The organism is Donghicola sp. XS_ASV15 (assembly GCF_041224595.1).
GTDB lineage: Bacteria > Pseudomonadota > Alphaproteobacteria > Rhodobacterales > Rhodobacteraceae > Donghicola.
The window spans coordinates 1-1,176 of sequence record NZ_JBGFGN010000055.1; the positions used below are offsets into that span (position 1 = coordinate 1).

The window sequence follows — 1,176 nt, forward strand, 5'->3', positions numbered from 1 at the left end:
ATGGCAAAGGAAAAGTTTGAGCGTAGCAAACCGCACGTCAACATCGGCACCATTGGTCACGTTGACCACGGTAAGACCACTCTGACCGCAGCGATCACCAAGTACTTCGGTGACTTCAAAGCGTACGACCAGATCGACGGCGCGCCCGAAGAAAAGGCACGCGGCATCACCATCTCGACCGCACACGTTGAGTATGAGACCGAAAACCGTCACTACGCGCACGTCGACTGCCCCGGCCACGCTGACTATGTGAAGAACATGATCACCGGTGCGGCGCAGATGGACGGCGGCATTCTGGTTGTAAACGCAGCAGACGGCCCGATGCCCCAGACCCGCGAGCACATCCTGCTGGCGCGTCAGGTTGGCGTTCCCGCGCTGGTCGTGTTCATGAACAAAGTTGACCAGGTTGACGACGAAGAGCTTCTCGAGCTCGTCGAAATGGAAATCCGCGAACTGCTCAGCGAATACGACTTCCCCGGCGACGATATTCCGATCGTTGCAGGTTCGGCTCTGGCCGCACTGGAAGGCCGTGACGCGAACATCGGCGAAGAGAAGATCAAAGAGCTGATGGCTGCTGTGGATGACTACATCCCCGAGCCCGAGCGCGCTGTTGACCAGCCCTTCCTGATGCCGATCGAAGACGTATTCTCGATCTCGGGTCGTGGTACCGTTGTGACCGGCCGTGTTGAGCGTGGCGTAATCAACGTCGGCGACTCGATCGAGATCGTTGGTATCAAGGACACCCAGACCACCACCTGTACCGGTGTTGAAATGTTCCGCAAGCTGCTGGATCGCGGTGAAGCAGGCGACAACATCGGCGCCCTGCTGCGCGGCGTTGACCGTGAAGCTGTTGAGCGTGGTCAGGTTCTGTGTAAGCCCGGTTCGGTGAACCCGCACACCAAGTTCGAAGCCGAGGTCTACATTCTGACCAAGGAAGAAGGCGGCCGTCACACTCCGTTCTTCGCGAACTATCGTCCGCAGTTCTACTTCCGTACCACTGACGTCACCGGTACCTGCATCCTGCCCGAGGGCACCGAGATGGTTATGCCCGGCGACAACCTGAAGCTGTCGGCAGAACTGATCGCGCCGATCGCGATGGAAGAAGGCCTGCGCTTCGCGATCCGCGAAGGCGGCCGCACCGTTGGTTCGGGCGTCGTCTCGAAAATCATCGAGTAA

At 58.9% G+C, this 1,176-nt stretch carries 1 protein-coding gene; it reads left to right on the forward strand.

What is annotated here, in order from left to right:
• Positions 1-1,176 (forward strand): elongation factor Tu (tuf, locus tag AB9K37_RS01005; RefSeq protein WP_369835161.1); only part of this gene is annotated, 1,176 nt, incomplete at its 5' end.